Below are 22,154 nucleotides of genomic sequence, written 5' to 3'. Positions count from 1 at the left end.
GTGATCACTTCTTTCTGTAAACTTTAATCTCCTTTCATTACTAAAATCGGATAAGGATTTCCCTGATCATCAAACTCAGATCTTTCTACTGCTTTAAATCCCATATGTTCATAAAAACCACGAGCTCCTGGATTCTGCTCATTAATATCTAAATTATCAATACCATAAGTAATCAAGGCTTTGCCAATTCCGTTTCCACGCTGATTAGCATCAACAAAAAGCATCTCTAACTTTTGGTCATTGATTCCCATAAAAGCAACTGGTTCATTCTCATCATATGCAACAATTAAATGCGATACTCCTCTTAAAGCATGAGGAACATATTTTTTAATATTATTAATTTCTGGATCTGATAAAAAATTGTGCGTAGCTCTAACGCTGATTTCCCAAATTACTAATAATTTATTTTCTGTTTCTTGATCAAGAGCATTAATTTTCAAAATTTTCATAGTAATAAACTCTTACTTTTTAATATATATAGCGCTAAAAATATTTTATTATAGCTTAGCAATTATTTTGTCAAAATCTTTACTAAATGCTGATTTTTGAAGGTTTTTGCTAATAAAGTAGACTATTGTTTTTTTATCGAAAGTTGAAAATGCAATTCGAATCGAACCTATTGTGCCAGCATTAAGCCGAAATTCATAAATATTTTTATCATTTACTCTTTTTCTGGTCGCCAATTTAACCTTCGTCATCCCACTAGCTACTTCTTTATCAATTGCAGCTTCGACCAATTTTACAATAATATCTTTTTGCTTATTGTACTTTTTAAAGAAGCTCTTACAACCCTTTTCGTAAAATTCGACATGCATTGCTATTTATCTCACCTAAACAAAAAAGACCCCAGAAAAACTGAGGTCTTTTTTAATAGAATTAGTTGATTATTCTTCGTTTAATGAAGCTTCGTCAAACTTAACTGATGATTCCTTTGAGTCGATTGGTGCAGTACCCATCCATGAAATCATTTCTTTCATAGAATCAGTAATTGCGTCAGTACCAGCTCTCAAAAGCTTACGTGGGTCGTAACCCTTGTTGCCCTTGTCTAAGTCCATCTTGTCTTCGATGTACTTACGAGTTGCAGCTTGGAATGCTAATTGGAATTCAGTGTTGATATTGATCTTAGCAATACCTAACTTAATTGCCTTTTCAATTTGGTCTTGAGGAATACCAGAACCACCGTGAAGAACAAGTGGTTCACCTGGTACAGCTTCTGCGATTTCCTTCAAACGATCGAAGTTCAAGCCTTTCCAGCCTTCTGGGTAAACACCGTGGATGTTACCAATACCACAAGCAAGCTTGTCAACACCAGCAGCAACGAAAGTCTTAGCGTCTTCAACAGATGCTAATTCACCGCCATCGGCACCTTGGTTTTCACCAATCTTACCGATTTCAGCTTCAACAGAGATACCTCTTTCGTGAGCTAACTTAACGATTTCCTTAGTCTTAGCTAAGTTTTCGTCAGTTGGTAAGTTGTGACCATCAAACATAACTGATGAGTAACCAAGTGCGATACATTCCTTAGCAGATTCATAGTCACCGTGGTCCAAGTTCAAAATAACTGGAACATCGATATCCATGTTGTCCATTTCGTTAAGAACTAAATCCTTAACAGTCTTGTAACCACCCATGTACTTAGCAGCACCAGTAGAAACTTGAATCAATAAAGGAGTTCTAGTTTCCTTAGCACCTCTTAAAAGTGCGCGAGTCCATTCAAGGTTGTTAGTGTTGTATGCACCTACAGCATAGTGGTTTTCACGAGCAGCTTTGAAAATGTCATTACCATTTACTAAATAAGCCATTAAAAAAATACCTCCTAAATTTTTAACACATCATTAGTTTAACCCATTAGTGCAAAAATTAACATACTTTAGCTCAAAAAAATTCAGTGAATATTTTTATTTTGAAAAATATTACATTTCTTTAGGCGCATTTACACCTAAAAGTCTTAAGGCTTCAGTTAAAACAATTGAAGTTGCTTGAACTAATGCAAGACGAGCATTTAATTGATCGTCTTCATCTAAAATTCTCACATTTGCATAATATTTATTAAATTTTTTACTTAAATCTAACGCATATTTGGCAATAATTGATGGTTCAAATTTTTCTGAAGCTTTTGCTACAATAGCTGGGAAATCAGCTATAGCCTTAGCAACAGCAAATGACCAATCATCATTTAAACTCAAATTATCCATTGAGATTTCTTTATTTGCCTTACGCAAGATACTCTGTGCTCTAGCATTGGTGTATTGAACGTATGGACCAGTATCCCCTTCAAAACGAACAACTTCTTCTAAGTCAAAGTCAAAATTATCCATTCGATCATTCTTTAAGTCGTGAAATACTACTGCACCAACGCCGACATCATGAGCTACTTGGTCTTTATTAGCTAAGTTAGGATTCTTTTCTTCAATTTGTTGCTCTGCTAAAGAAACGGCATCTTTCAATACCTTATCTAAAAAGACAACATTACCTTTTCTTGTTGATAACTTTTTACCGCCTTGAGTAATTAGACCAAATGGAATGTGGTGAATATTGTCTGCCCAGTCATATCCCATTTTCTTCAAAACTTGTTTTAATTGCTTAAAGTGACCGCTTTGTTCACCACCAGCAACATAAAGAGACATAACGAAGTCATACTCTTTTTTACGGTATAATGCGGCAGCTAGATCACGAGTCATATAAAGACTAGAACCATCAGATTTTAAGATTAATGCTGGATTTTCATCTTCACCTAAGTTAACAACTTGAGCACCGCGAGATTCTTCTAGCAATCCCTTCTCTCTCAATTCATCAACTACTGGTTGCATTTTATCGTTAAAGAAGGCTTCACCGTTGTATGAATCAAAGGTTACGCCCAATTCTTTATAAATACGGTTAAATTCTTGTAGAGAAACTTCGCGGAACCATTTCCACAACTTAATTTCTTCCTCGTCCCCATTTTCAAGCTTCTTAAAGGCAGCACGTCCTTCATCATCTAACTTAGGATCTTTTTCAGCTTCTTCATGGAATTTAACGTAATAATGGAAAAGATTAGTAATTGGGTCTTTCTTAACGTCCTCTTCATTGCCCCATAAGCGGTAAGCAGTAATCAATTTACCAAACTGGGTACCATAATCTCCAAGATAATTAATCTTAATTGGAGTGTAGCCAACTTTTTCTAAAGTTTTAGCAATCGAATTACCAATAACAGTAGAACGCAAGTGTCCCATTGACATTGGCTTAGCAATGTTAGGAGATGACATATCAATTGGCACATTACCTTTGCCTAATTGCTGATCACCAAAATGGTCTTTTTCTGTCAAAACATCATTTAAAGTTGCATTAACTAGCTTAGCATGATCAATTGCAAAGTTAACGTATGGACCAACTGCTTCAATACTAGTAAAGTTATCATCACTAATTTTTTCTGCAATTTCTTTTGCAATTAGAGCTGGATTCTTGTGTTCAATTTTAGCCAAAGCAAATGCTGGAAAAGCGTAATCTCCCATTTTAGCATTCTTTGGTCTTTCAATTAACATTGCAATTTTTTCTTTAGGTAAATCTACCTGTTCACTAACTAAATCTACGACTTTTTGTTTAAAATCCACTGATAACACCTCTTGCATAAAAAAAGTCTCTTCCTAGTTAACCTAGAAAGAGACGAGAAAGTTTCCCGCGGTACCACTCTATTTGATACAAAGTATCCGCTTATTAATTGATTTTAAAATTATAGTTAAACACGCCTTCGTATTGCTCCATTGCCTAACTCACACCAACCATAGACTCGCTGAAAATAGATTAAATATTACTACTTTTAACTCTTTATCATGAAAATTATATCAGCAATCTTAACCAAAGTGCAATATTAAAACGAATTCATAGCTAAATTTTAATTAAAAGAATAATTTAACAACTTTTTTGTTTCTGAAAAACGCTCATTATCATTTTGAGCACCCAAAATTACTGTAATTACTCTCTTATTATTTTTATCTACTGTGCAAGTAAAGCAAGAGCCAGCTCCATCAGTTGTTCCGGTTTTCAAACCATCGACAGGATAATTAGGATCATAGTCTGAAAGCCCATTTAGCATCTTATTGCTATTAGTCATCAAAGTATTTCTAAAATAAGTTTTTGCTACTTTAGTCGTATTTAAAACTTCAGGATAATCTGTAACTAGTTTTCGCGCAATAATTGCCATATCATTAGCACTCATTTTGTTTTCAATTGTCGTTGTCATCCCTAAGAAATTTTTCTTTTTCTCTGGTAAACCATCAACCGTCACAAATTTAACATTATGAAGTTTCCATTTATTAGCTTGCTGCCGCATTTGATTTAAAAAATTAGTCTCATTTCCACTGACTGCAATTGCTAGCATACGAGCTGCATTATTAGCTGATTTTATCAAAGCTGCATCATACAGCTCTTTAACAGTATATTTTTGACCTAGATTAAGCGGTACGCTGGCATAATCAGGATTAGAACCTAAGTTAATGATCTCTTGAGTGGGACTAACAGTTGTATCCCAAAAAATTTTCTTTTCTTTAATTGCTTTTAGAGTTAAATAAGTAGTTAACAACTTAGTCATTGAAGCAATTGGCAAACTTTGATTAGCATTTTTAGCGTAGATGACGTTTCCATTCTTGGCATCAATTGCTACAGCGGATTTAACATTTAAGTCCACTTGATTAGCATGATAATTTGACGGCATGCTATTCGGACCAAAGTTGTTTTTCCACAGCAAAAAACAAACAGCAATTACTACTATTCCTATTATCCACAAGAAATTTTTCTTAGACTTTTTCTTTGCATGTCTCATCCTGTCACCTATTTCTTGTTATGTATTTTAACTTACTTATCTTTTACTACAACTTTTGTGCCTACAGGCAATTTTTCATATAGCCATTTAGAATCAGGAATGCTCAAGCGAATGCAACCATGAGAGGCTTGAGTTTTACCAAGTTTCTTTGCTTCATTCTTCATGATTTTATTATTACCATCTGTTGGGACTGAATGAAAAAGATAAGTTCCATGGCCGTGCCAGCTAATATAAGTACGTGCGCCAACCTGGAGACTCTGGTTAAAAAAGGTTGCTCCTCTTTCAGCTTCGACAGCATAAGTTCCAGTTGGTGTTGCAGATTTTCCATTATGATATACACCACAAGAGGCAAGCATTGTATAGACTGGCTTGTTGCCATCCATAATATAAACACGATTGCCCTTAATTGACACTCTTATCCACAAATTACTTAAACTTAATAAATCAGGATGTGCCTTACTTTCGCTTTTAACCTTCCAGCTGCCAGCTGGTTGTAAATCTTCAGGATCAGAATATGGTAGGTTGGAATTCTTTTGTGTAACTTTTTTAACTTTTGGAGCCACTTTTTTGGTTACTTTACTGTTTACTATTTTATTTGGAGTTGCAAGCGATACATTACGATGAGGAAATAAAATAATTGCTAATACTAAAATAGCTAGTATTGTTCCAATAATTAAAACAGAATTTTGATATCTATTTATCTTTTTCATTTTATTCACTTCTCATATTTTCTCATCATTGCGGGAATAAGTGCTGACAGCTGTGTCGGTCGAACAATATATTGTTTCACTGCAATTTCATCAGCAGTTATTGAATGGAGACCCACAGCACCTGCGACAGTTGCTAAATTAGGTGTAAATTGTCCGCAGAAACCACCAATAATTCCAGCTAAAGTATCTCCCATTCCGTCAATCGCCATTCCGGGATTACCAAAAGGATTCTGATAGATATTTCCTGCTTGATCGTAAACTTTAGTATGGTTAGATTTTAATACTAAAATTGCATTTTTCCTGGGAACTAACTCATTTAAAAAAGCTTGATTCAATTGATCAGTCTGATCAGCAATTTTTATTTTACTTAATCTTTGCCATTCCATCTGATGAGGTGTAAAAATTACTAATTTTGAGTTTACTGGCAATATGTCTTTTTGCTGACTAATTAAATCAAGTGCACTTGCATCTAAAATTAATGTTTGCTTTAAGGTAATGCTATCTCTAATAAGAGCTAAAATATCGCGTGCCTGATCATCTAAACCAAGTCCCATTCCGCAAACTACTACATCAGAACTCACAATTAGATTTTTTAACTCATCTCTTTTTTTCCAATCAAGAGCCATAATTTCAGGATCTCGTGTATGTAAAGCGCTAATATTTACTGAATCTGTCGCCACAGTAGTCAAGCCAGCACCACTGTTTAGCGCTCCTTCTGCAGACATAATGAGCGCACCACCATATTTTTTACTTCCGCCAATTAATAGTACTCGCCCATAGTTTCCCTTATGTGTAGCACTTTTTCGCTTTTTAATTACTTCAGATATTAGTTCTTTTGAAATACTTTTCATTTTAATCTTATCCAAAAAAGCCCATCTAACCGATGAGCTTCAACCTTATAATTTATCGTTATTTTCTTTTTCTGCAAGTTCAACAGCATATTTTGTTAATTTATCAGCAGCTACTTCTCGTGCATCTGTTTGAACGCCTAAAGCATAATGCTCAAAATTATCTTTTAACTCTTCAGAAATTGAATTTTCATATTTTCCTAGTTCGCTATCACTAAATGGCTTAAGGAAATCAGTTATATTGTCAAACAAACGCTCCATTGCATAACGAAGTTTTTTATCATCAACATGCTTATTCGATGAAATTTGCTTTTTAATTCTTTCAAGGCTGTGAATAGTATGTGGGAGTAAGATATATTCATCTTTTCTTCTTTGCCAAACAATAACACCAGCAGTTTCGATGTCATTTAAATTATTTTGCACTTCATCTAAATTACTATCTGCGCCAAAAGAATAGCTTAATGAATTGTCATCTAAGTAAGCTGAATAATTATCATGCTTGTCATCGACGCTCCCATCATAGTTATCCAAAAAGTCACGTGCTGCATTAATATCATGTTGCACTTCTCTCTTTTGAGCGACACTCAAATATTCTGGATCATAATCTTGATAAAGATGCGTACCTTCTTCAAACTGAACTAGAAGTTGTTCATCTTGCGAAGCTTTTAAGATCTTATCTATCTTTTTATATGTATCGGTTCCTAAATAGAAATCTTTTTCATCAATATCAAAATTGAAATTGTTATAACAGGTATCACGCAACCCTAACAAGGTCATATATGTATCTTTTTTCAATTTTGTCCACCTCTTTCAATCGTTATTTTACTCTTTTTCCAGATAAAGCGGGGAATTTTTAATTTATTGTTCCTATCGCCGTTGTTCATCTAAAATGTTTTTAAAATTCATCAGATTATTTCTTCGCTGCTCACTGAGTGTTGTTGTACCTGAGTTAACATACGCTTGAAACAACTTCCTAATTACTGGCTCCCACACTTCTTTTTGACCGGAACTATTCTTAATTAGTCGAGTAGCCAATTTGTATGTGGTTTTAGGCGTTAATATATTTTTAAAGTAAATTTGATTAGTATCACTAACAGTTAAATACAACATTTCAATAAAATCTCTTCGTTCAGTATCAGTAGTATTTTTTAGCCATTCAGCAATTGCCTTCCAAGAAATTTCAGACGTGCTATCTAGTTGTTTTAAAGTCACAAACTTGTCATTTTTAACGCGCCAATTAAACATGTCATGCTGAAGGATATTCACACCGGAAGCTGCTACAATTGTGCAATAATCTTTTTCTCCAATAAGATCATCTTGAAGTATTCCAATTAGAGAGCCCTGCGGGATATATTTGTGAATCTTACCTTTTAATTTTAAAAATTTACTTTTTAATCGCGCTTGGTTATGAAAGCCAGGTCCATCAAAGCAGTCAATTCTGACGATATTAGCCAGATCGAATTCTTTTAAACCTAATGCAACAGCAAAAGCTAAATTACCTCCTTTAGAATGACCACCAATATAAAATTTCCCGGGAAATTTATCTTTAATTTGGCGATAATATGAACGAGCAAAATAATGAGCTGGTACCCAATCCCTAAACGACATATTAAAGTTCTCTTTCCAACCAATAGTCGTCGCTGTTGTTCCACGGTAAGCAACATAATACTCACCGTCAGCAATATTAAAGGTAACAGCATTAAACTGCATTTGTGTTTTTGCATCTACCTTACTAACGGCTCGATACCAAGCTACATTTTTAAAACGTGGATTTTTAATCATAATCTTGATTAATTTTTCAGTATTTTTTCCACCGAGATTTCCTTGCGTTAAAGTTTTAATTTCATCATCTGAAGTCAAATCTCGTAAATTAGTAACTTGAGGAAGAAGTTCAAAATTGCAATATGCTAACTGTGAAAAGATCATGCTATCTATCTCATTTAAAGAAACTTCACTAAAGCTTTTTCTTTCTTTTGCAGCATATACAAGCATATTATCCATTTTTTCTTCCTCACTTTCTCTAAAATATTATATAATGAACTTCCTTGGCAGGGGCAAAAAAGGAAACTTAGCTATAATTACTAAGTTTCCTTTTTCTCTACATTCTTAAATTCTAATATGCAATCTTGCTAATACCCGGTTAACCTTTGGTCCAATGATCTTTTGTGCTAAACCAAATTTCAATGATAGGAATGCATACAAAATGCCACCAATGGCAACAGCAAGTATTACTAAAATAAAGGAAGTTGGACGCCGTTCAGGCGAAATGATTTTTCCACCAAAATCAACCACTCCAGTAACTACGACAAACATAGCCATTGAGAAAATTGCAATTCCAATGAATCTTCTCGATGTGCGACCACTATTATATTTGTATCTAACCTTTAAATGTTTCAAGGACAGCCAAATAGTGATAATTAATCCAATATTTGTAGCTAAAAGTGGCCCATATACCTTAAATAATTGAATCATTGGTAACTGAACCGCAAATTTAATAATGATTCCCAAAACTAAGTATTTTATTGCTAGTCCATTTTCTGATAAACCTTGCAAAATTGCCATTAAAACCGTAAAAAGTCCAAGACTGATTGCTGTAAAAGATGACAAATATAAGACATTTGAACCTAATGGATCATAGCCATAAAAAATCGTATAAATTGGTGTTGCAATTGCAGCCATCCCTAAAGAGGCGGGAATCATCACAAATAGGAATAATTCCAATGTGTTCTCAATTTGACTAGAAATGCTTGCATAGTCGCGTCTTGCATGAGCACCCGATAAAAGAGGAATGGCTGTTACTGACATCGCAGTAGCTAAAGACACGATAATCATGATTAATTTATTGGCATTTAATCCAAATAAGGCATACCATGATTCAATTTGATCAGAACTTGCATGAACAAACATCGCAATCATTGGGTGAAACGTATATTGGTCAATCAATTGAAATAGTGTAATTCCTGAATCAATGATAATAAATGGAATTGATTGATTAATAATTTCCCAAAAAATTCCAGCAGTTGAAATCTTAATTGCATGATTTGAATGCTCCATCAATGCATTTAATTCATTTCTTCTACGGTATAAGAACCAAACTAAAAGCAAAATTCCAAATACTGCACCAATAGCTGCAGCTAGATTTGATTGAACAACAGCATGAACATAGGAACCATGTTGAACTTGCATGATGATATATGCTGTTAAAAGCATCCACAATACACGAGCTAATTGTTCAACAAATTGAGACATAGCTGGTGGCATCATGTCTGCATAACCTTGGAAATATCCACGCATAATACTCAAAATTGGAATAATTAAAACTGCATAAGATAAACTTCTCATTACAGCAACTTGTCGTGGATCACTTTCTGCCCCATGTAAGAGTGCACCAATAATATTGTCAGTGGCTAAAATCGGAGCACCAAAGTACATGATAGCAGCACAAATTACGCCAAAAATTGCCATCAAAATTAAGCCACGTCTAAACAGCTTACGTCCAATGTCATATTCATTTAGAGCATTATATTTCGCTACTTGCTTAGCAACTGCACCAGGAATACCAGCCGTAGAAATAATGATAAATAAGCTATAAATATTATAACTTTTCGCTGTTAGGGCATTAGCAATATTTCCATGGCTTCCCATCCAGGCATACCAAGGAATAATATACAATGCACCTAAAATTCGTGACACAATAGAGCCAAAGGTCATCCATGCGGAACCTTTGACCATTGTCTCTTTAGTATTTTTAGTATTATTTTCCATAAAAATAAATTTTCCCTATATCCAGTTAAGCGTCTGAATTATATATTACTCATTAATGTAAACAGTATTTACAAATATTAATTATTTAGGAAAAACTTAAATTACTTAGCAACAATGTTAACGATCTTGTTTGGAATAACAATCACTTTCTTAACATCTTTTCCATCTAAGAATTTTTGAACATGGTCAAGAGAAAGAGCTTCTTTTTCTAAAGCATCTTTAGCAGAATCTTTAGCAGCCTTAAATTTTCCACGAAGTTTACCATTAACTTGAACCATAATTTCAACAGTTGATTCAACTAATTTAGCTGGATCATATTCTGGCCATTTAGCATAAGAGATTGATTCATCATGACCAAAGACTTGCCAAATTTCTTCCATCATGTGTGGTGCCACTGGAGCAAGCAACTTAACAAAACCTTCAGCATATTCACGTGGAATAGTCTTAGCCTTTTGAGCAGCATTTATAAATACCATCATTTGACTAATTGCTGTATTAAAGTGTAAGGCATCAAAATCTTCTGTAACTTTCTTAACGGTTTCAGCATAAACTTTATCAAGTTCACCGTCATTTTTGTCAACAATTCTTTCTTGCGGAATTGCTTTTAAGTCGAGATCGTTAACAAATAGACGCCATACGCGATCTAGGAACTTCTTAGTTGAAGCTGGACCATTGTCATCCCAGTCGATTGAAGCATCAAGTGGGCCCATGAACATTTCATACATTCTAAGTGAGTCGGCACCATATTCATCAATCACATCGTCTGGATTAACTACGTTACCCTTAGACTTAGACATCTTTTCGTGATTCTTCAAAATCAAGCCTTGGTTATACAAACGTTGGAATGGTTCCTTGGTTGGTACAACACCTAAGTCATAAAGTACCTTGTGCCAGAATCTAGCGTAAAGAAGGTGACGAACTGCGTGTTCTGCACCACCAATATAAAGGTCTACTGGAAGCCATTTTTTAAGTAAGTCATAATCTGCTAATTCTTTATCATTGTGCGGATCAATATACCGTAAGTAGTACCAAGAAGAACCAGCCCAGTTAGGCATCGTATTAGTTTCACGCTTACCTTTTCGACCATTTTTATCAACAACATTTACCCAGTCAGTTAAGTTAGCAAGTGGGCTTTCTGGAGTACCAGATGGCTTAATGTCAGTTGCATGTGGCAGACGAAGTGGTAATTCATCTTCAGGAACTAATGAAGTAGTGCCATCTTCCCAATGAATAACAGGAATTGGTTCACCCCAGTAGCGTTGACGAGAAAAGTCCCAGTCACGAAGTTTATAGTTAACCTTCTTTTGACCAGCATTGTGATCTTCAAGCCATTCAATCATTCTCTTCTTAGCTTCTTCATTATCTAGGCCGTCTAAGAAGTCCGAATTAATATGCTTACCATTACCAGTGAAAGCCTCTTTTTCTAAATCTCCGCCTTCAATAACTCGGTTAATTGGTAAACCAAATTTAGTAGCAAAAGCATAATCACGATCATCATGAGCTGGCACTGCCATTACTGCACCAGTACCGTAACTTGCTAGGACATAATCAGAAATCCAAACTGGAACTTCCTTGCCATTAACAGGATTAATTGCGTAAGCACCTGTAAATACACCGGTCTTATCCTTATTCAAATCAGTTCTTTCAAGGTCAGACTTAGATTCAATTTTCTTAATGTAAGAATCAACTGCCGCTTTTTGCTCAGGAGTAGTGATTTCTTGAACTAATTTACTTTCAGGAGCAAGCACTGTGTAGCTAACACCAAATAAAGTATCTGGACGAGTAGTAAAGACATCAAAAGTCTTATCACTATCTTTAACCTTAAAAGTAACTTGTGCACCTTCTGAACGACCAATCCAGTTACGTTGCATTTCTTTAACCGGTTCTGGCCAATCTAAATCGTCTAGATCTTCAAGTAAGCGATCTGCATAAGCAGTCATCTTAAGCATCCACTGACGCATATTACGACGGTAAACTGGGTAACCACCACGTTCAGTTTTACCATCAACGATTTCTTCATTGGCAACAACTGTTCCTAAATCTGGTGACCAGTTAACAGGAACTTCAGCTTCATAAGCTAAACCTTTTTTGTACATTTGTTCAAAAACCCATTGGGTCCACTTGTAGTAATTAGGGTCAGAAGTTGTTACTTCGCGATCCCAATCATATGAAAAGCCAAGCTTATTAAGTTGTTTTTTAAAGTTAGCAATATTTTCTTTAGTAACTTTTTCTGGATCTTCACCAGTCTTTAATGCGTATTGTTCTGTTGGCAGGCCAAAAGCATCCCATCCCATCGGATGAAGCACATTATAACCTTGTGCTCGCTTCATTCTAGAGATAATGTCAGTTGCAGTATAGCCTTCTGGGTGTCCTACATGAAGTCCCTTGCCAGATGGAAATGGGAACATATCTAAAGCATAATAATTTTTCTTCTTAGGATCATTTCCTGTCTTAAAAGTATCATGCTCTGCCCAATATTTTTGCCACTTTTTTTCTACGGTTTTGTGATTGTACACCTAAATCTCTCCTTAAAATTAAAAAACGCCCTATGATAAAAAATCATAGGACGAACTTCATTTTCGCGTTACCACCTAAGTTCCACACAGATTATGTGTGACACTCATGCCCCTTAACGCGGAAGGCAAACGATAGACTTATCATTAGGGTAAGTTCACAGCACAACTGTTAAGCTTTGCACCTAACCAGCTCATCTCTAAAAACAATTATGACTTGTTACTACTCCCTAGTCTTTATTTTTTTATGGATAATGATTATAATTTACCACATCTACTAGAAATTACAAGGGGAGAAATTTTTTTGAAAAAGAAAGATAACAATTTAGTCGTTCACGACACACTGGTTCCAGGATTTATTTTTTTAATTCTCTATGTAATCTGGGCCCTCTTAGTCATATATAAAAATCCATTTATTCATTCTTTTGACCAAGCAATTATTCATCTTATTTCTAATAACAACCCAGTCAGCGTAGCAATTGCAACTAAGTTGACTGTGATTGGGAATACTAGTACTTTAACAATTGCAACTATTGTTTTATTCATCGGCTTGCTTATCGCCAAAAAATTTAGTTATGCTTTCTTTTCGGCTGGATTAATGATATGCGCCAATGGCTACAATTGGATTACTAAGCATGCAGTTGAACGTCATCGTCCTTTAGTTCATCACCTAGTTTTTGCAGATGGTTATAGTTTTCCATCAGGCCATTCTGTTGGCAGCGCAACTTTCTTCGGAATTCTAATTATTTTAACTATCTTATTAGTCAAAAATAAATTTTGGCGCACTACGCTAATTACTATTTGGCTTATTTTTCCACTGTTTATCGGTTATACTCGAATCTTCTGCCATGTTCATTATCCTTCTGATGTAGTCGGTGGGTGGCTAGAAGGTACTACTTTTGTTCTGCTAGGCTTTTCAGTTCTCTACCATTCTTACTTAAAAAAGCATAAATAAAAAACGCTAACTGAGATCTAATCTAGACTAATCTCAGCTAGCGCTTTTTATTTGGCAATTTTCTTTTGCCTATAGAGTTGATTAAGAATCAAAGATAAAACAATAACAATTAGAGAAACTACATATACAGACTTTAACCCGCTCAATAATACTTGTCTTAAACCAGGTATTAAATTAGCTGCTAAATGTTTAGCCTTATCAGCAGAAACAATATCATTCATCATCTTTTGCGTTAAATTTGGATAATGCGCTAAATGTTTGGCTACGACCATATTAAAAGTAATACCATAGATCGATACCATCATCGTCTGTCCTAAATATTTCATTAGTGTATTAAAACTAGTCGCAACACCAATCTTATCGCGTCCAACCAGTACTTGAGAGCGAACTTGTGAAGCTGTAGTAATAGCCCCAAAAGCTGTTCCGTTAAAGGCCGCAATTAGACAAAATACCCAAAACGATGTGTAAATTGGAACTAAAATTAATGCTAAATCGGCAATTATCAAGATAAGCAACATATAATCATATGTTTTCTTTATCCCCCATCGACCTAACATACCACCAATTAAAAATGAGCCTACGATCCACATTAAAGAACTTGGTGTTACTGCAAAGCCAGCAACAGACGCACTTGTAGCATTTATCCCTTGCATCCAGGTCGGAATGTAAAATTCAAAACCAATTACTACGCCAGAAATAAGTAGTGTAATCAAGTTAATCATTGTAAATTCTTTACTACTCAACATATCTAATGGCATAATTGGATCTTTTGCCCTTTTCTCAGTTTTGAAAAAGATAATAGCTGAAATAATAATGATAGCGACTAAGCCTAGTAAGACTAAATTTAAGCCATCTTCTAACTCTTGTAAAAATATCATTAAAGCCAACAAAAAGATAACCAAGCAAGTTGTTCCTTTTAAGTCTAACGTAGAATTACTGCTGGTTTTCTTTTCTTTTAAGAAGAAGATGACCAAAAGAAAGGCTATGATTCCTAATGGCACATTAATATAAAAAATCCAATGCCATGAAAGATGCTGTACAATAAATCCACCTAGTAAGGGAGCAATAACAGAAGCTACTCCCCAAAAGCCTGAGTTCAATCCTAACATCTTGGCTCTTTTTTCAAGCGTATATAAATCAGCGATGATTGTAACTGCCACTGGCTGAACAGCACCTGAACCCAATCCCTGAATCACACGAAAGAGGATTAGTTCTACCATATTTTGAGCAATTCCGCAGAGCGCAGAACCAACTACGAAAACTGCAATTCCAAATAGAAAAACAGGTTTCCTGCCGATACTATCAGCTAATTTTCCATAAATTGGTGTTGAAACAGCAGTCATCAATAAAAAGATGGAAACTACCCAATTCATGATTTCTAATCCATTCAGATCAGAAACAATAGTTGGCATGGCCGTTGAAACAATAGTACCTTCAATTGCAGTCATAAAGGTCGTCAAAAAGATGGCAATCGTGACAATTTTAGTATTACTCTTATTTTGCATGCTCACTCACATATTTTTTCAAAGCTTCTACTTTATCAGTATGTTCCCAAGGTAAGTCAATATCTGTTCTTCCAAAATGTCCATAAGCAGCCGTTTGACGGTAAATAGGTCGTCTTAAGTTAAGCATTTCAATAATACCAGCTGGTCTTAAATCAAAGACATTTCTAACAGCTTCAACTAATAAATCTTCACTTACTTTGCTTGTTCCATGAGTATCAACCATGATCGAAACTGGGTGAGCAACTCCAATTGCATAAGCAAGTTGAATTTCACATTGGTAAGCTAAATCAGCAGCAACAATATTCTTTGCAACATATCTAGCGGCATAACTAGCGCTGCGGTCAACTTTTGTTAAGTCTTTACCTGAAAATGCACCACCACCGTGACGAGCATATCCACCATAGGTATCAACGATAATCTTACGACCAGTTAAACCAGAATCTCCCTTAGGTCCACCAATAACAAAGCGTCCAGAAGGATTAATTAAGAATTTAGTATTTTCATCAAGATATTGAGATGGAATAACTTTCTTAATAACCATATCAATCATTGCTTCACGAATTTCATCATTAGTTACTGTTGGATCAGTTTGAGTAGAAATAACGACTGTGTCAACACGTTTTGGCTTATTATCATCATCGTATTCCACAGTTACTTGTGCCTTTGCATCTGGTCTTAGCCAGTCAAGACGTCCTTCTTTGCGAAGACTAGCAACTCGTCTCATCAATGAATGTGCTAAAGAAATAGGAAGTGGCATTAATTCAGGAGTTTCTTTAATCGCAAACCCAAACATTAAACCTTGATCTCCAGCACCAATTTTATCTAAATCATCTTTATCTTCATGATTCTCACGTGTTTCTAGTGATTCATTAACACCGCCAGCAATATCACTCGATTGTTCGTCAATATCGACTAAAATGGCACAATTATTACCATCAAAACCTAATTCAGGACGATTGTAACCAATTTCTAAAATTGTCTTTCTAACTACAGATTGAATATCTACATAAGCAGAAGTAGAAATTTCACCAACTACCAATACAAGACCTGTAGTAACTGTAGTTTCACATGCGACACGACCATTTGGATCCTTAGCTAAAATAGCATCCAAAATTGCATCAGAAATTTGATCAGCAACCTTATCAGGATGTCCTTCTGAAACTGATTCTGAAGTAAATAAACGCTTTTCTTTTCTCATAGAGTCCCCCATCTTTCGGTTACAAGGCATCTTCGTTAAAAAGCGAATCCTTTCGGGACCTTAACCGAATAACAATATATACAAAATTTCGTTCATTAATTTTTAAACACAAAAAAAGACTACCATATTCGGTAGTCCATGAACGATGGAGGATACAGGGCTCGAACCTGTGACCTCCTGCTTGTAAGGCAGATGCTCTCCCAGCTGAGCTAATCCTCCAACAACCATATTTGATATGGCAATGACCCGTACGAGATTTGAACTCATGTTACCGCCGTGAAAGGGCGGTGTCTTAACCACTTGACCAACGGGTCAGATCTCATAATTGAGCACATATATTACTATATCAGATGATTTTCAAAAATCAAGAACTTTTTTTGAAAATTACTCAATAAATGAAATACACATTATGGCGAAAAATATTTCCCAACGGAGTGTGAGAGATTCGAACTCTCGATACAGGTAAAGCCCGTATACATGATTTCCAATCATGCTCCTTCAGCCACTCGGACAACACTCCATTACTTTATTATTGCCATAAACTCCGGCTGTCAGACTCGAACTGACGACAACCTGATTAACAGTCAGGTGCTCTACCAACTGAGCTAAGCCGGAATATTAAAAAAGAGCACGGCGACTGCCTACCCTCGCAGGCAGTTTCCCACCAACTACTCTCGGCGTTAAGAAGCTTAACTTCTGTGTTCGGCATGGGAACAGGTGTATCCTTCTTGCCATCGCCACCGTACTCTTTCTGAGCTTTTACACTCAAAACTGAATATAATCTTCCGCTCTAAACCTTTGAGCTTTGGTCAAGTGCTCGACTGATTAGTACTAGTCCGCTCCACATATCGCTATGCTTCCACTCCTAGCCTATCTACCTCATCGTCTTTAAGGTGTCTTACTGCTTACGCATCGGAAATCTCATCTTGAGGGGGGCTTCGCACTTAGATGCTTTCAGCGCTTATCCCTTCCATACATAGCTACCCAGCGATGCCTTTGGCAAGACAACTGGTACACCAGCGGTATGTCCATCCCGGTCCTCTCGTACTAAGGACAGCTCCTCTCAAATTTCCTACGCCCACGACGGATAGGGACCGAACTGTCTCACGACGTTCTGAACCCAGCTCGCGTGCCGCTTTAATGGGCGAACAGCCCAACCCTTGGGACCGACTTCAGCCCCAGGATGCGACGAGCCGACATCGAGGTGCCAAACCTCCCCGTCGATGTGAACTCTTGGGGGAGATAAGCCTGTTATCCCCAGGGTAGCTTTTATCCGTTGAGTGATGGCCTTTCCATGCAGTACCACCAGATCACTAAGCCCGACTTTCGTCCCTGCTCGAGGTGTACCTCTCGCAGTCAAGCTCCCTTATACCTTTACACTCTGCGAATGATTTCCAACCATTCTGAGGGAACCTTTGGGCGCCTCCGTTACATTTTAGGAGGCGACCGCCCCAGTCAAACTGCCCACCTGACACTGTCCTCCAGAACGCTCAGCTCTGCGAGTTAGAGGATCCATCAAACAAGGGTAGTATCCCAACATTGCCTCCAGTAAGACTAGCGTCCTACTTTCTCTGGCTCCTACCTATCCTGTACATGTTTAACAAATACTCAATATCAAGCTACAGTAAAGCTCCATGGGGTCTTTCCGTCCTGTCGCGGGTAACCCGCATCTTCACGGGTATTATAATTTCACCGAGTCTCTCGTTGAGACAGTGCCCAAATCATTACACCTTTCGTGCAGGTCGGAACTTACCCGACAAGGAATTTCGCTACCTTAGGACCGTTATAGTTACGGCCGCCGTTTACTGGGGCTTCAATTCAAACCTTCGCTTGCGCTAAGCTCTCCTCTTAACCTTCCAGCACCGGGCAGGTGTCAGCACCTATACGTCATCTTACGATTTTGCAGATACCTGTGTTTTTGATAAACAGTTGTTTGGGCCTATTCACTGCGGCTGATCTTTTACCATCAGCACCCCTTCTCCCGAAGTTACGGGGTCATTTTGCCGAGTTCCTTAACGAGAGTTCTCTCGCTCACCTGAGTGTTCTCCACTCGACTACCTGTGTCGGTTTGCGGTACGGGTAAAATTGCTCTGGCTAGAAGCTTTTCTTGGCAGTGTGACATCATGACCTTCGCTACTTTAATTTCGCTCCGCATCACAGCTTGATTTCTTTAGACAAGCATTTGACTCATCTTTCTTCTTACTGCTTGCACATGTATTTCCAGCAACATGCGTCATTAGCCTCCTGCGTCCCTCCTTTGCTCATATCGAACAATTTCAGTACAGGAATCTCTACCTGTTGTCCATCGGCTACGCCTCTCGGCCTTACCTTAGGTCCCGACTTACCCTGGGCGGACGAGCCTGCCCCAGGAAACCTTAGTCTTTCGGCGGATAGGATTCTCACCTATCTTTCGCTACTCATACCGGCATTCTCACTTCTAAGCGCTCCATTAGTCCTCTCGATCTAACTTCTCCGCACTTAGAACGCTCTCCTACCACGCATATCCTTTGATATGCATCCACAGTTTCGGTACTATGCTTAGCCCCGGTACATTTTCGGCGCAGCGTCACTCGACTAGTGAGCTATTACGCACTCTTTAAATGGTGGCTGCTTCTAAGCCAACATCCTAGTTGTCTACGCAACTCCACATCCTTTTCCACTTAGCATAGATTTGGGGACCTTAACTGGTGATCTGGGCTGTTTCCCTTTCGACTACGGATCTTATCACTCGCAGTCTGACTCCCGTGCATTGATATCTGGCATTCGGAGTTTATCTGGATTCAGTAACCCCTGACGGGCCCCTAGTCCAAACAGCGCTCTACCTCCATTATCATTCACACGAGGCTAGCCCTAAAGCTATTTCGGAGAGAACCAGCTATCTCCAAGTTCGTTTGGAATTTCACCGCTACCCACAACTCATCCCCGCGATTTTTAACTCACGTGGGTTCGGTCCTCCAGCGTGTTTTACCACGCCTTCAACCTGGTCATGGGTAGGTCACTTGGTTTCGGGTCTACGTCATGATACTCTCTCGCCCTCTTCAGACTCGCTTTCGCTCCGGCTCCGTCTTTTCTGACTTAACCTTGCACCATAACGTAACTCGCCGGTTCATTCTACAAAAGGCACGCCATTACACTTTAATGTGCTTTGACTACTTGTAGGCACACGGTTTCAGGTTCTCTTTCACTCCCCTTCCGGGGTTCTTTTCACCTTTCCCTCACGGTACTGGTTCACTATCGGTCACTAGTTAGTATTTAGCCTTGCGAGATGGTCCTCGCGGTTTCAATCGGGATTCCTCGTGTCCCGACCTACTCAGGATCCTGCTAAGTCTCTCTGCAATTTCGCTTACGGGGCTCTCACCCTCTCTGGCTTATCTTTCCAGATAATTCTGCTATCGCTTCAAGTGCTTTCCTGCAGTCCTACTACCCCAACTGGCAAGCCAGCTGGTTTGGGCTCTTTCCTGTTCGCTCGCCGCTACTTGGGAAATCGATTTTTCTTTCTCTTCCTGCAGCTACTTAGATGTTTCAGTTCACTGCGTCTTCCTTCAACAGCCTTAACAGCTCTTGATAATACCTCCCGGTATTGGGTTCCCCCATTCGGATATCTCCGGATCATTGCTTACTTACTGCTCCCCGAAGCCTTTCGTGGTTCGTCACGTCCTTCATCGGCTTCTAGTGCCTAGGCATTCACCATGCGCCCTTTTCTACTTGACCTATTTCAAGTTGAGTTTCTCTCTCTTCTCGGTCGCTCTTCAATCTGTTTTTTCGATTGTCTCGGTTTTTTGCTTTAGATTATATTCAGTTTTCAATGTACTAGCTCTCTGAGGTATTACCCTCAAAACTAAACAAAGTTTCTCAGTGTGCTTCCGCTTGGCTTTCTCGATGACTTCTCTTTAGTGCTCTCGCACTCTCCATCATCTTTCGCCTTCCTTAGAAAGGAGGTGATCCAGCCGCAGGTTCTCCTACGGCTACCTTGTTACGACTTCACCCTAATCATCTGTCCTACCTTAGACGGCTGACTCCTATAAAGGTTATCCCACCGGCTTTGGGTGTTACAGACTCTCATGGTGTGACGGGCGGTGTGTACAAGGCCCGGGAACGTATTCACCGCGGCGTGCTGATCCGCGATTACTAGCGATTCCAGCTTCGTGTAGGCGAGTTGCAGCCTACAGTCCGAACTGAGAACGGCTTTCAGAGATCCGCTTGCCTTCGCAGGTTCGCTTCTCGTTGTACCGTCCATTGTAGCACGTGTGTAGCCCAGGTCATAAGGGGCATGATGACTTGACGTCATCCCCACCTTCCTCCGGTTTGTCACCGGCAGTCTCATTAGAGTGCCCAACTTAATGATGGCAACTAATGACAAGGGTTGCGCTCGTTGCGGGACTTAACCCAACATCTCACGACACGAGCTGACGACAGCCATGCACCACCTGTCTCAGCGTCCCCGAAGGGAACACCTAATCTCTTAGGTTTGCACTGGATGTCAAGACCTGGTAAGGTTCTTCGCGTTGCTTCGAATTAAACCACATGCTCCACCGCTTGTGCGGGCCCCCGTCAATTCCTTTGAGTTTCAACCTTGCGGTCGTACTCCCCAGGCGGAGTGCTTAATGCGTTAGCTGCAGCACTGAGAGGCGGAAACCTCCCAACACTTAGCACTCATCGTTTACGGCATGGACTACCAGGGTATCTAATCCTGTTCGCTACCCATGCTTTCGAGCCTCAGCGTCAGTTGCAGACCAGAGAGCCGCCTTCGCCACTGGTGTTCTTCCATATATCTACGCATTCCACCGCTACACATGGAGTTCCACTCTCCTCTTCTGCACTCAAGTTCAACAGTTTCTGATGCAATTCTCCGGTTGAGCCGAAGGCTTTCACATCAGACTTATTGAACCGCCTGCACTCGCTTTACGCCCAATAAATCCGGACAACGCTTGCCACCTACGTATTACCGCGGCTGCTGGCACGTAGTTAGCCGTGACTTTCTAAGTAATTACCGTCAAATAAAGGCCAGTTACTACCTCTATCTTTCTTCACTACCAACAGAGCTTTACGAGCCGAAACCCTTCTTCACTCACGCGGCGTTGCTCCATCAGACTTGCGTCCATTGTGGAAGATTCCCTACTGCTGCCTCCCGTAGGAGTTTGGGCCGTGTCTCAGTCCCAATGTGGCCGATCAGTCTCTCAACTCGGCTATGCATCATTGCCTTGGTAAGCCGTTACCTTACCAACTAGCTAATGCACCGCAGGTCCATCCAAGAGTGATAGCAGAACCATCTTTTAAACTCTAGACATGCGTCTAGTGTTGTTATCCGGTATTAGCATCTGTTTCCAGGTGTTATCCCAGTCTCTTGGGCAGGTTACCCACGTGTTACTCACCCGTCCGCCGCTCGCTTGTATCTAGTTTCATCTGGTGCAAGCACCAAATTCATCTAGGCAAGCTCGCTCGACTTGCATGTATTAGGCACGCCGCCAGCGTTCGTCCTGAGCCAGGATCAAACTCTCATTTTCCTTCTTGAAAATGAGCTTTTTATCGTTTAGCTCTAAAACTTTCTTTGAGTTATCTCAAATTTATTGCTTGTGAATTGACTTCGCTTTTGTTTGGGATTTTTTATATCCCGCACACTTTCAGCGAAACTTTGTTCAGTTTTCAAGGTACTACCGTTGCCGTGTGACAACTTTTATATTATATCATGTCTCTTGAGCTTTGACAAGTTATTTTTCTTGCCCCTCATCTTTCTCAAATGACAGCTTTATAATATTATCATCTTTCTGCTCCCTTGACAAGCTCTTTGCTTGGCTTCCTGCCTCTGCTTCGCGCTTGCCTCAAACAGCATGTATTACTTTACAGACTTTTCTCCTTTTCGTC

14 protein-coding genes, 4 tRNA genes, 3 rRNA genes, 1 riboswitch and 1 other annotated feature are annotated in these 22,154 nt (G+C 38.6%); of the genes, 1 reads left to right on the top strand and 20 read right to left on the bottom strand.

The annotated features are described in order from the left end of the window. Positions 1-23: 23 nt before the first annotated feature. The 11 genes from LGAS_RS02305 to leuS form a co-directional block, all read right to left on the bottom strand. On the bottom strand, positions 24-449 hold the full coding sequence (locus LGAS_RS02305) for a GNAT family N-acetyltransferase (protein WP_003647682.1): 426 nt from the start codon (positions 447-449) through the stop codon (positions 24-26). Positions 450-497: 48 nt separating this feature from the next. Continuing rightward, positions 498-815 (bottom strand): hypothetical protein, encoded by a 318-nt coding sequence (locus LGAS_RS02300; protein WP_003647683.1) that lies wholly within the window; start codon positions 813-815, stop codon positions 498-500. 69 nt (positions 816-884) lie between these two features. Next, positions 885-1,802: a class II fructose-bisphosphate aldolase gene (locus LGAS_RS02295; protein ID WP_003647684.1), complete on the bottom strand. Its 918-nt coding sequence runs from the start codon at positions 1,800-1,802 to the stop codon at positions 885-887. Between the two features lie 111 nt (positions 1,803-1,913). Then, complete coding sequence (gene argS, locus LGAS_RS02290) at positions 1,914-3,590, bottom strand: arginine--tRNA ligase (protein WP_031266020.1); 1,677 nt, start codon at positions 3,588-3,590, stop codon at positions 1,914-1,916. Positions 3,591-3,871: 281 nt separating this feature from the next. Further along, on the bottom strand, positions 3,872-4,798 hold the full coding sequence (locus tag LGAS_RS02285) for a D-alanyl-D-alanine carboxypeptidase family protein (protein WP_003653637.1): 927 nt from the start codon (positions 4,796-4,798) through the stop codon (positions 3,872-3,874). 32 nt (positions 4,799-4,830) lie between these two features. Beyond that, entirely contained in the window at positions 4,831-5,508 is a 678-nt protein-coding gene (locus LGAS_RS02280) for a L,D-transpeptidase (RefSeq protein ID WP_003647685.1), read from the bottom strand. Positions 5,509-5,513: 5 nt separating this feature from the next. Further along, on the bottom strand, positions 5,514-6,359 hold the full coding sequence (locus LGAS_RS02275; protein WP_003647686.1) for an NAD(P)H-hydrate dehydratase: 846 nt from the start codon (positions 6,357-6,359) through the stop codon (positions 5,514-5,516). Positions 6,360-6,404: 45 nt separating this feature from the next. Further along, entirely contained in the window at positions 6,405-7,151 is a 747-nt protein-coding gene (locus LGAS_RS02270; protein WP_003653642.1) for a hypothetical protein, read from the bottom strand. Between the two features lie 72 nt (positions 7,152-7,223). After that, positions 7,224-8,357, bottom strand: coding sequence for a DUF2974 domain-containing protein (locus LGAS_RS02265; RefSeq protein ID WP_003647689.1), 1,134 nt, complete (start codon positions 8,355-8,357; stop codon positions 7,224-7,226). Positions 8,358-8,462: 105 nt separating this feature from the next. Continuing rightward, positions 8,463-10,121 carry a putative polysaccharide biosynthesis protein gene (locus LGAS_RS02260; RefSeq protein ID WP_003647690.1) on the bottom strand — a complete coding sequence of 553 codons (1,659 nt, stop codon included), beginning with the start codon at positions 10,119-10,121 and terminating at the stop codon, positions 8,463-8,465. Between the two features lie 101 nt (positions 10,122-10,222). Then, positions 10,223-12,637, bottom strand: a complete 2,415-nt coding sequence (gene leuS, locus LGAS_RS02255; RefSeq protein WP_003647691.1) for a leucine--tRNA ligase — start codon at positions 12,635-12,637, stop codon at positions 10,223-10,225. Positions 12,638-12,680: 43 nt separating this feature from the next. Next, positions 12,681-12,881, bottom strand: a binding site (T-box leader). On the opposite strand from leuS, the gene LGAS_RS02250 reads away from it, so the two are divergent. Beyond that, the gene (locus tag LGAS_RS02250; protein WP_003647692.1) at positions 12,882-13,589 is read left to right on the top strand and encodes a phosphatase PAP2 family protein; all 708 of its coding nucleotides are present in this window, start codon (positions 12,882-12,884) and stop codon (positions 13,587-13,589) included. Between the two features lie 47 nt (positions 13,590-13,636). Here the strand turns inward: LGAS_RS02250 and LGAS_RS02245 are convergent, their stop codons facing one another. From LGAS_RS02245 to LGAS_RS02205, 9 genes are all read right to left on the bottom strand, one after another. Continuing rightward, entirely contained in the window at positions 13,637-15,094 is a 1,458-nt protein-coding gene (locus tag LGAS_RS02245; protein WP_003650175.1) for an MDR family MFS transporter, read from the bottom strand. Next, the gene (gene metK, locus LGAS_RS02240) at positions 15,084-16,292 is read right to left on the bottom strand and encodes a methionine adenosyltransferase (RefSeq protein ID WP_011678784.1); all 1,209 of its coding nucleotides are present in this window, start codon (positions 16,290-16,292) and stop codon (positions 15,084-15,086) included. The genes LGAS_RS02245 and metK overlap by 11 nt, the downstream gene beginning before the upstream one ends. Continuing rightward, positions 16,290-16,361, bottom strand: a riboswitch (SMK box riboswitch). It overlaps the preceding gene by 3 nt. Positions 16,362-16,438: 77 nt before the next feature. Beyond that, positions 16,439-16,511 (bottom strand) — tRNA-Val (locus LGAS_RS02235). 23 nt (positions 16,512-16,534) lie between these two features. Further along, positions 16,535-16,606: transfer RNA gene (locus tag LGAS_RS02230), tRNA-Glu, on the bottom strand. A gap of 116 nt (positions 16,607-16,722) precedes the next feature. After that, positions 16,723-16,812 (bottom strand) — tRNA-Ser (locus LGAS_RS02225). Between the two features lie 22 nt (positions 16,813-16,834). Further along, positions 16,835-16,907, bottom strand: a tRNA-Asn gene (locus LGAS_RS02220). 13 nt (positions 16,908-16,920) lie between these two features. Continuing rightward, positions 16,921-17,037, bottom strand: a 5S ribosomal RNA gene (rrf, locus tag LGAS_RS02215). A 60-nt stretch (positions 17,038-17,097) separates the two neighbouring features. Beyond that, a 23S ribosomal RNA gene (locus tag LGAS_RS02210) occupies positions 17,098-20,003 on the bottom strand. Positions 20,004-20,223: 220 nt separating this feature from the next. Further along, positions 20,224-21,796: ribosomal RNA gene (locus LGAS_RS02205) — 16S ribosomal RNA — on the bottom strand. The 16S, 23S and 5S rRNA genes sit together here with 4 tRNA genes alongside, the layout of an rRNA operon. Positions 21,797-22,154: the final 358 nt, after the last annotated feature.

Origin of the sequence: Lactobacillus gasseri ATCC 33323 = JCM 1131 (assembly GCF_000014425.1) — a bacterium.
In the GTDB taxonomy this organism is placed as follows: Bacteria; Bacillota; Bacilli; order Lactobacillales; family Lactobacillaceae; genus Lactobacillus; species Lactobacillus gasseri.
This window is presented reverse-complemented; position numbering and strand designations above follow the sequence as displayed.

Excerpts from the sequence above, each read along its gene's own strand:
- LGAS_RS02305 (WP_003647682.1), bottom strand. The coding sequence starts at position 449 with ATGAAAATTTTGAAAATTAATGCTCTTGATCAAGAAACAGAAAATAAA.
- LGAS_RS02300 (WP_003647683.1), bottom strand. The coding sequence starts at position 815 with ATGCATGTCGAATTTTACGAAAAGGGTTGTAAGAGCTTCTTTAAAAAG.
- LGAS_RS02295 (WP_003647684.1), bottom strand. The coding sequence starts at position 1,802 with ATGGCTTATTTAGTAAATGGTAATGACATTTTCAAAGCTGCTCGTGAA.
- LGAS_RS02285 (WP_003653637.1), bottom strand. The coding sequence starts at position 4,798 with ATGAGACATGCAAAGAAAAAGTCTAAGAAAAATTTCTTGTGGATAATA.
- LGAS_RS02280 (WP_003647685.1), bottom strand. The coding sequence starts at position 5,508 with ATGAAAAAGATAAATAGATATCAAAATTCTGTTTTAATTATTGGAACA.
- LGAS_RS02275 (WP_003647686.1), bottom strand. The coding sequence starts at position 6,359 with ATGAAAAGTATTTCAAAAGAACTAATATCTGAAGTAATTAAAAAGCGA.
- LGAS_RS02265 (WP_003647689.1), bottom strand. The coding sequence starts at position 8,357 with ATGGATAATATGCTTGTATATGCTGCAAAAGAAAGAAAAAGCTTTAGT.
- LGAS_RS02260 (WP_003647690.1), bottom strand. The coding sequence starts at position 10,121 with ATGGAAAATAATACTAAAAATACTAAAGAGACAATGGTCAAAGGTTCC.
- LGAS_RS02250 (WP_003647692.1), top strand. The coding sequence starts at position 12,882 with ATGGATAATGATTATAATTTACCACATCTACTAGAAATTACAAGGGGA.
- LGAS_RS02245 (WP_003650175.1), bottom strand. The coding sequence starts at position 15,094 with ATGCAAAATAAGAGTAATACTAAAATTGTCACGATTGCCATCTTTTTG.
- metK (WP_011678784.1), bottom strand. The coding sequence starts at position 16,292 with ATGAGAAAAGAAAAGCGTTTATTTACTTCAGAATCAGTTTCAGAAGGA.